7 protein-coding genes, 1 tRNA gene and 1 pseudogene are annotated in these 7547 nt (G+C 44.1%); 7 read left to right on the plus strand and 2 right to left on the minus strand.

Going from position 1 to position 7547, the window contains the following annotated elements:
• Nucleotides 1-49 precede the first annotated feature (49 nt).
• The 3 genes from QUB37_RS22035 to QUB37_RS22045 all read left to right on the plus strand — a co-directional run bounded on the left by QUB37_RS22035 (nucleotide 50) and on the right by QUB37_RS22045 (nucleotide 2099).
• Nucleotides 50-520, plus strand: a complete 471-nt coding sequence (locus tag QUB37_RS22035; RefSeq protein ID WP_333166116.1) for a DUF4079 domain-containing protein — start codon at nucleotides 50-52, stop codon at nucleotides 518-520.
• Between the two features lie 315 nt (nucleotides 521-835).
• Nucleotides 836-1309, plus strand: coding sequence for a hypothetical protein (locus tag QUB37_RS22040; RefSeq protein ID WP_333166118.1), 474 nt, complete (start codon nucleotides 836-838; stop codon nucleotides 1307-1309).
• A gap of 13 nt (nucleotides 1310-1322) precedes the next feature.
• Nucleotides 1323-2099, plus strand: a complete 777-nt coding sequence (locus QUB37_RS22045; RefSeq protein ID WP_333166120.1) for a DUF1828 domain-containing protein — start codon at nucleotides 1323-1325, stop codon at nucleotides 2097-2099.
• A gap of 31 nt (nucleotides 2100-2130) precedes the next feature.
• Here QUB37_RS22045 and QUB37_RS22050 read toward each other — a convergent pair.
• Nucleotides 2131-2201: transfer RNA gene (locus tag QUB37_RS22050), tRNA-Cys, on the minus strand.
• A 201-nt stretch (nucleotides 2202-2402) separates the two neighbouring features.
• Between QUB37_RS22050 and cpdA the strand changes: the two genes are divergently transcribed.
• The 3 genes from cpdA to QUB37_RS22065 all read left to right on the plus strand — a co-directional run bounded on the left by cpdA (nucleotide 2403) and on the right by QUB37_RS22065 (nucleotide 5803).
• Nucleotides 2403-3182 carry a 3',5'-cyclic-AMP phosphodiesterase gene (gene cpdA, locus QUB37_RS22055; RefSeq protein WP_333166122.1) on the plus strand — a complete coding sequence of 260 codons (780 nt, stop codon included), beginning with the start codon at nucleotides 2403-2405 and terminating at the stop codon, nucleotides 3180-3182.
• Between the two features lie 191 nt (nucleotides 3183-3373).
• Entirely contained in the window at nucleotides 3374-4852 is a 1479-nt protein-coding gene (locus tag QUB37_RS22060) for an alpha-amylase (protein ID WP_333166124.1), read from the plus strand.
• Between the two features lie 174 nt (nucleotides 4853-5026).
• Entirely contained in the window at nucleotides 5027-5803 is a 777-nt protein-coding gene (locus QUB37_RS22065; protein ID WP_333166126.1) for an SDR family NAD(P)-dependent oxidoreductase, read from the plus strand.
• Between the two features lie 91 nt (nucleotides 5804-5894).
• On the opposite strand, the gene cofG is transcribed toward QUB37_RS22065, so the two are convergent.
• The gene (cofG, locus tag QUB37_RS22070; RefSeq protein WP_333166129.1) at nucleotides 5895-6845 is read right to left on the minus strand and encodes a 7,8-didemethyl-8-hydroxy-5-deazariboflavin synthase subunit CofG; all 951 of its coding nucleotides are present in this window, start codon (nucleotides 6843-6845) and stop codon (nucleotides 5895-5897) included.
• A 361-nt stretch (nucleotides 6846-7206) separates the two neighbouring features.
• Here cofG and QUB37_RS22075 point away from each other — a divergent pair.
• A pseudogene (locus tag QUB37_RS22075) lies at nucleotides 7207-7547 on the plus strand (photosystem II q(b) protein); the annotation flags it as partial.

The following is a 7547-nucleotide window of genomic DNA, read 5'->3' on the forward strand; positions in this document are numbered from 1 at the left end:
ACTGGTATGCTAAGTTTTATGAAGTATGTTTGCTAATCCTCAGAACACTATGAATCTCGAAATTCCCCAGTCAGTGAAAGTTTGGAGCCAATTCTTCCACCCAGTTTTAATGTGGGTATTGCTGGCCATCTCATTTTATGCTTTGTATCTCGGCCTGCAAATCCGCCGTACCAGAAGTGCGGAAGGCGAAGTCAAAAAAGAGTTAATTAAGGGTAAATTCAACATCAAGCATCACCAGATGGGTTCTTTGCTGCTAGCCTTGATGGTAACGGGTGCAGTCGGCGGAATGGCCGTCACCTACATCAACAACGGCAAACTATTTGTCGGCCCGCACTTGCTAGCAGGATTGGGAATGACGGCAATAATTGCGATCGCAGCCTCGCTGACTCCTTTGATGCAAAAAGGCAATGATTGGGCGAGAAACGCTCACATTTTTCTGAATGTTGTGCTCTTGGGGCTGTTTGGCTGGCAAGCGGTATCAGGCGTGGAAATCCTGCAAAGAATTATCAGCAAAATGTGAGGATTTGGGCAAGATTGCTAATCACTAATTGCCTTGGGGCGATTAGTGATTAGCAATTTAATTGTCAGATTATCCTGAGCCTCCTTGTTATACAATAGAGTGGCAGTTTAAAACAGCGACGGGGTGCGATCGCCATCAGTTGCGCTTGCTGTCGGATTGTCCCAACTGTGGGGCAAGGTTTAAGGTTCCGGCTTTGTGGGTGGATAGGTGGTATCAAAGGTGTTTTATATTCTCTCCACAATAGGTAAATTGGCAAAGACCTATGGAAAATCAACTTGAAAACTAAAGTTTTAACTTGTTTAATGCTGTAATGTAGTGGCTAAATATTCAGACCTAGAAATTAATAATCTCATAGCTGAATCCAAGCCTTTACCTTTAGATTGGCGCTCCCAGATTCGGATGAGAGAGGCAGGTGTTAGCAAAAGCGGTGCTTTTGATATTGAGGGTGTTAATAACAATAAATACCGCCTAATCTTACGTCAAAGCCGTCTGAATTTATTAGACTTTTCTATAATTATTGGAGTTTACCCTCCAGGTTCTAATAAACTTTTCCACTTAAGGCGGTATGATGGAAAAAGCCACGAACACACTAATCCGATAGAAAAGCAAAAATTTTATGGCTTCCACATACATAAGGCAACAGAGAGGTATCAAAACTATGGAACTTGTGAAGAGGACAAATATGCTGAACCTACTGATAGGTTTTCTAATTTCGGAGAAGCTCTTGACTGTTTATTAAATGATTGTGGCTTTGAGTTACCTGATGATTCTCAACTTAGCCTCTTTTAAATAGGTGAAGAAAATGACTGCTGACGCTATCGAAAGGGAGTTTAAACAAAAAGTATGTGAAGAGTTGCGCCTTGCTGAAGAGGGGAAGGATAGATTTCGCGTATTTACGCCCTTCCGATTTGATGACGGCGACCATTTGGCTATTGTTTTAAAAAAAGAAAAAGATCAATGGTTGCTATCTGATGAAGGTCATACATATATGCACCTAACATATAGATTTAATGAGTCTGATTTAGAAAACGGTACGCGCAGAGAAATCATTACAAATTCGCTGTCTGAATTTCAGGTAGAAGATAGATATGGAGAATTTATAATAAAAATCGAACAGGGGGAGTATGGAGAGGCTTTATACAGATTTGCTCAAGCCTTATTAAGAATTTCTGATATTAGTTACTTGTCAAGAGAAAGAGTTAAGTCAACTTTTTATGAAGATTTCCGAGCATTGATAGCCGAGAATGTTCCTGAAGACAGATATGTATTTGACTGGCACGATACGCAATATGACCCAGAAGGTGTTTATGAAGTGAATTGTCATATTAATAAGATGGCAAATCCTTTGTATATTTATGCACTACAAAATGACAATCAGGTGCGTGATGCAACTATTTCTCTACTTCAATTTGAGAAATGGGGAAACTCTTTTTATCCAATTGCCATTTTTCAGGATGCGGACAAAGTAAGCAAAAAAGTTTTAAAGAAGTTTTCTAAAGTATGTGAAAAACAATTTCCTAGCTTACAAGAAAATCGCCGGGAAATTGTTCACTATCTCCGGGAAACTTTCTCGCGTTGAATATTTTTTTGGTTTCTTTAGAAATTAAAAAAGGCGGCACCCAGATTTGAACTGGGGGTGGAGGTTTTGCAGACCTCTGCCTTACCACTTGGCTATGCCGCCGTTACGTCTGAAAATTGACGTTTTCTTATAGTACACCAAATCTCGAAAATTTTAACATACCTGTCAAAAATTTCGTAAAGCGCAGCTATCCCGATCGCGCGTGGGTTCCCCAATGGTAGGGAATCGCCCTTTTTTCCCATATCCCCAAAACCCTTGTGGGAAGGTAATCTAGAACTATAGCAACGACCCGCAACACCAGCCATGACACCAGTTTCTCCCCTACTCGTCGCCCAAATCACGGACACTCACTTGTTTGCAGAGATCGATCGAGAATGGAAAGGCCTCTCAACAGCCCGCACCCTCCAAGCAGTTCTCGATCGCTTGCAACAGATACAGCCGCCGCCCGACTTACTCCTACTCACAGGCGACTTGTCCCAAGACGAAACACCAGAATCCTACCAGCGCCTCGTATCCCTCATCGCCCCCCTAGGAATACCCGCCTACTGGATACCTGGGAACCACGACAACATCCCAGTCATGGCAGAAATCTTAAATCAACCGCCCCTTTCCCCAGAAAAATCATGGATGCTAGGAAACTGGCAATTTCTATTACTTTCGAGTGTGGAAGCCGGATGCGACGGCGGGCGGCTTTCCCCAGAAAGCTTGCATTGGCTCGACTCTCAACTGCAACAAACGGGCGATCGACCTGTGATGATTGCCTTGCACCATCATCCTTTGCCGATCGACTCTGAAATAATGGATGGAATGATGCTGCACAATGCCGATGAATTTTTGGCAATTGTCGATCGATATCCTCAAATCAAAATTGTCCTCTGCGGCCACATTCACCAAGAATTTCAACAACAGCGGGACTCAGTTACCTACTTGGGGACACCCAGCACCTGCCTCCAACTTTTACCCAAAAGCCATCCGATTATAGTTGACGAAATCCCGCCGGGATTTAGATTGCTTGAATTGGCGATCGACGGCACTTGGAACACCAGAGTTGAGCGAGTTGCCGAAGCATCGCCACCCTTTTAATAATTTTCTATAGCCTGAAAATAATTATTATCAAATTTACATTTTTTTGTCAATCCATCAACAGATAGATTGTGGTGAGCAACCCCATCTATTATGATATTTATTAACGATAGATTGCAGACCTACGTAAACTAGCAAGCTACGAACAAAAATCTATCTGGCAACATTACAAAATAGCAAAAACTAAATATATGTCTGAAGCCAATGGCGTCATGATGCAGTATTTCCACTGGTACAGCCCCGACGACGGCAGCCTGTGGAATCAGCTAGCGAAATCTGCAAAAGATTTAGCGAAAATCGGCGTTACATCTCTGTGGTTGCCACCCGCCTATAAAGGAACGGGCGGCGGTATGGATGTAGGTTACGGCGTCTACGACTTATTCGATTTAGGCGAGTTCGACCAAAAAGGGTCGGTACGCACGAAATACGGGACAAAAGATGAGTATTTGGCCGCGATAAAAGCTGCCCAAGATGCAGGAATTCGGATTTATGCCGATGTTGTCTTCAACCACAAATTAGGTGCCGACGCAGAAGAAGAAGCCGAAGCCACACCCTTCAATCCCGACAACCGGAATGACACCGTAGGCGAATATCAAAAAATCAAAGCTTGGACGAATTTTACCTTCCCCGGCCGCGATAAAAAATATTCCAGCATGGAGTGGCATTGGTGGCATTTTGACGCCATTGATTACAACGTTTACAACACAGAAACCCATGCGGTTTACCTGCTAAAAGGTAAAGAATTTGATCAAGGAGTAGACTTAGAAAAAGGTAATTATGACTACCTGATGGGTTGCGATTTAGATATGGACAACCCAGAAGTCAGCGGCGAATTAAAATACTGGGGTGAGTGGTATGTCGATACAACAAACGTTGACGGCTTTCGCTTCGATGCCGTCAAACACGTTAAAGCAGAATTTTTCCAAGAATGGTTGGAACACGTCCGCCACTATGCCCAACGCGACCTATTTGCCGTCGGCGAATATTGGTCTTACGAAGTGGAAGCTTTGCACTACTTCCTAGAAGCAACCAACGGTAAAGTAGCCTTATTTGACGCACCCCTCCACTACAACTTCCACGCTGCTAGCAAAGCCGGTAATAGCTACGATTTGCGAACAATTTTTGATAACACTCTCGTCCAACAGCAACCCGCCCTCGCCGTTACCTTGGTTGACAACCACGATTCTCAACCATTACAATCCCTAGAATCTGTTGTCGAGGCTTGGTTTAAACCTCTTGCCTACGCTTTAATCCTGCTGCGAAGCGAAGGATATCCGTGTATTTTTTACCCGGATTATTACGGCGCTAACTATAAGGATACAGCAAACGATGGTAACGAATACGAGATTTGGTTAGACAAACATCAGTTTATTCTCGATCAATTCTTGTTAGCGCGTCAAACTTATTCCTACGGCAATCAGTACGATTACTTCGACCACGCCAATACCATTGGCTGGACGCGACTCGGAGATGAAGAACATCCGGGCGGCATGGCTGTGGTACTCAGCAACGGAGGCGATGGCACTAAGTTTATGGAAGTCGGACAGCCGAATCGAACTTATATTGACATCACCGAACACATCCAAGAAGCGATCACAACTAATGACGATGGTTGGGCTGATTTTAGGTGTAACGCCGGTTCAGTTTCTGTCTGGGTCCCGCAGCCGTAAGGACTGTGTTAAAAGTAAAAAGTAAAAAGCAAGATATCTTTTTACTTTTTGCTTTCATATTTTTGATAACTAACATCTATCTATAGTTAGGACTAAAGCTCTCTCTCTAGTCCTATTTTTAGGATATGCGATCGCGTATAATATTTAATATTATTTTATCTTACATAAAAACTTATGAAACTTTCACAAAAAGTTGCAGTTATTACCGGCGGTGGGTCGGGAATTGGTCGTTCAGCAGCAATTTTAATGGCTAAGGAAGGAGCAAAAGTTGCTATTATCGATCACATTTTAGAAACGGCGCAAGAAACCGTCCGCCAGTTGGCAAATGAAGGAGGTTGCGGGCTGGCTATTGCCGCAGATGTTGGAGATTCTCAGCAAATGCAAAAAGCGTTTCAAACAATTTTTGATGAATATCAAAGAATTGATATTTTGTTTGCAAATGCCGGTATTAACGGTGTATGGTCGCCTATAGAGGAGATAGAACCCGATGAGTGGGATCGGACAATTAACACCAACCTCAGAGGAACATTTTTGGCTGTTAAGTATGCTGTTCCTCATCTGAAAAAACAAGGAGGTTCAATTGTAATTACATCATCGATTAATGGCACCAGAAGTTTCAGGAAAGTTGGTGCCACGGCCTACGCTTGTTCAAAAGCTGCCCAAGTAGCCTTTGCAAAAATGCTGGCGCTAGAACTCGCAGCCTGCCAAATCAGAGTCAATGTGATATGTCCGGGCGGGGTGCTAACTGCAATTGAAGAAAGCACCGTTAAGCGCCATCTCGATCGCATTCCAGTCGCGCCTGATTCCATTGAAGACATGATTCCTTTGACGGATAATACGGCAGGTTCTAGCGAAGAAGTCGCCGAATTAGTGTTATTTCTGGTATCACATTCCTCCAGCTTCATTACAGGTACTGAAGTCTGGATTGATGGGGGCGGTTCTTTGATTTAAAATCTCAATAGTTTATTTTTATCACTCGGCGGTTGAAACCGCTTCTACAAAAACGAAGTCGCAGCAGAGGGACACTAATAAATAAGAATTTCTAATGACTAAATCTCCTTTGTTTAACAGCCGTTTGCAATGTCTGCGGCAGCCACTTATCGTACTGAGGATAAACAGGCAAACGCTTTACGAGTTGCCATCCCGATGTTGCTAAAATTTCTGTTAAAGTTTGGTGTTGCAAGTGAGGATAATCGGGATTAACTTCATCTCGCGGCCCAATCCCTCCTAAATCTCTAGCACCTGCTTCTAAACAAGCCAGCAAGATGTCTGGTTGTGCAACTAAATTGGGCGGAATTTGTAGGGCAATTTCATCAGGTAAAATGCTGCGGGCGATCGCAATTACTTCGGGCATTTTTGTAGCATCAAAAACTTCACCGTCCCAACTTTGCTGATTTCCTGGACTGTGTGGCTGGAGGATAACTTCTTGAATGTGATGGTAACGCGAATGAATCCGGGCGATCGCCTCCAGCGTCTCAATCCAATCGGCCTCACTTTCCCCAATTCCCAGCAGCAAACCAGTTGTAAACGGAATCTTTAATTCCCCAGCCCATTCTAACTGTTGCAGCCGCAGCGCCGGCACTTTACTCGGTGCGTGTCGGTGAACAGTTTGTAACAAATCTGGGGCAAGCTGTTCTAGCATCAGCCCCATCGATACATTTACCTCTTTTAACAGTGCCATCTCCTCAAAGCTGAGCGGCCCCACATTAGTATGCGGCAAAAATCCCAGAGCAAGCGCCAGTTCGCACAAATCGTAAATCCGCTGCAACCAAGCTTTTCGCCGTTGACTGTGAGGATGTACCTCGCCGCTGAGGATGAGAATTTCAATTACACCTTGAGTTTGCAGGAACTTGAGCTGTTTTTCGGCTTCTGCGAGTGTCAGCCAAGGACTTTGCAGCGGTTCTGCCCGAAAATTGCAATAGGTGCAGCGGTTATAACACTCGTAAGTGGGAACCAGAGTATAAGCAGGGCTGTAGGTGACGGTGCGGGACATTCCTTGGGACTTTTATCGATCAATATACGCAACAACATATATCTGTGCAGTGCGAGTTTTGCGGTTGGCGATCGCAACACTTCATCTATCTTAACACTGACGCCCGTCCCGAATCTCGTTGCCTCGGTAGATTATGAGTATTCTTCATTGGTGGGCGATCGTCCAAAAATTCCGCACTCTGCTTTTTAAAACACCATACAGCAAGCATTCTGGCTTATTATCAGCGCAGCTTATGACATTCATAATAAAAACTGTGCTTAAAAGGCCTTTACAAACTGAAATAAAAGCTTTATGTTTATTTACATGGCGGAACACAAAGCCGTCACGAACATTGAAAACCAAATAAAGCAATCATAAACAGATGACAACAACCTTACAGCAGCGCGAAAGCGCCAACGTCTGGGAACGCTTCTGCGAGTGGGTCACAAGCACAGACAACCGGATTTACATCGGTTGGTTCGGCGTCTTGATGATTCCTACCTTGCTCAGCGCCACCATTTGCTACATCATCGCCTTCATCGCTGCTCCTCCAGTGGACATCGATGGTATCCGCGAACCAGTAGCAGGTTCCTTGATGTACGGTAACAACATCATCACAGGTGCTGTTGTTCCTTCATCCAACGCAATTGGTCTTCACTTCTACCCAATCTGGGAAGCAGCTTCCTTAGACGAGTGGTTGTACAACGGCGGCCCTTACCAATT

Source organism: Microcoleus sp. AT3-A2, assembly GCF_036705685.1.
GTDB lineage: Bacteria > Cyanobacteriota > Cyanobacteriia > Cyanobacteriales > Microcoleaceae > Microcoleus.

What these genes read in the sequence shown, in the direction of transcription:
- cofG (WP_333166129.1), bottom strand. Translation starts at nt 6,845, where the DNA reads ATGTCCCGCACCGTCACCTACAGCCCTGCTTATACTCTGGTTCCCACT.
- QUB37_RS22045 (WP_333166120.1), top strand. Translation starts at nt 1,323, where the DNA reads ATGACTGCTGACGCTATCGAAAGGGAGTTTAAACAAAAAGTATGTGAA.
- QUB37_RS22035 (WP_333166116.1), top strand. Translation starts at nt 50, where the DNA reads ATGAATCTCGAAATTCCCCAGTCAGTGAAAGTTTGGAGCCAATTCTTC.
- cpdA (WP_333166122.1), top strand. Translation starts at nt 2,403, where the DNA reads ATGACACCAGTTTCTCCCCTACTCGTCGCCCAAATCACGGACACTCAC.
- QUB37_RS22065 (WP_333166126.1), top strand. Translation starts at nt 5,027, where the DNA reads ATGAAACTTTCACAAAAAGTTGCAGTTATTACCGGCGGTGGGTCGGGA.
- QUB37_RS22060 (WP_333166124.1), top strand. Translation starts at nt 3,374, where the DNA reads ATGTCTGAAGCCAATGGCGTCATGATGCAGTATTTCCACTGGTACAGC.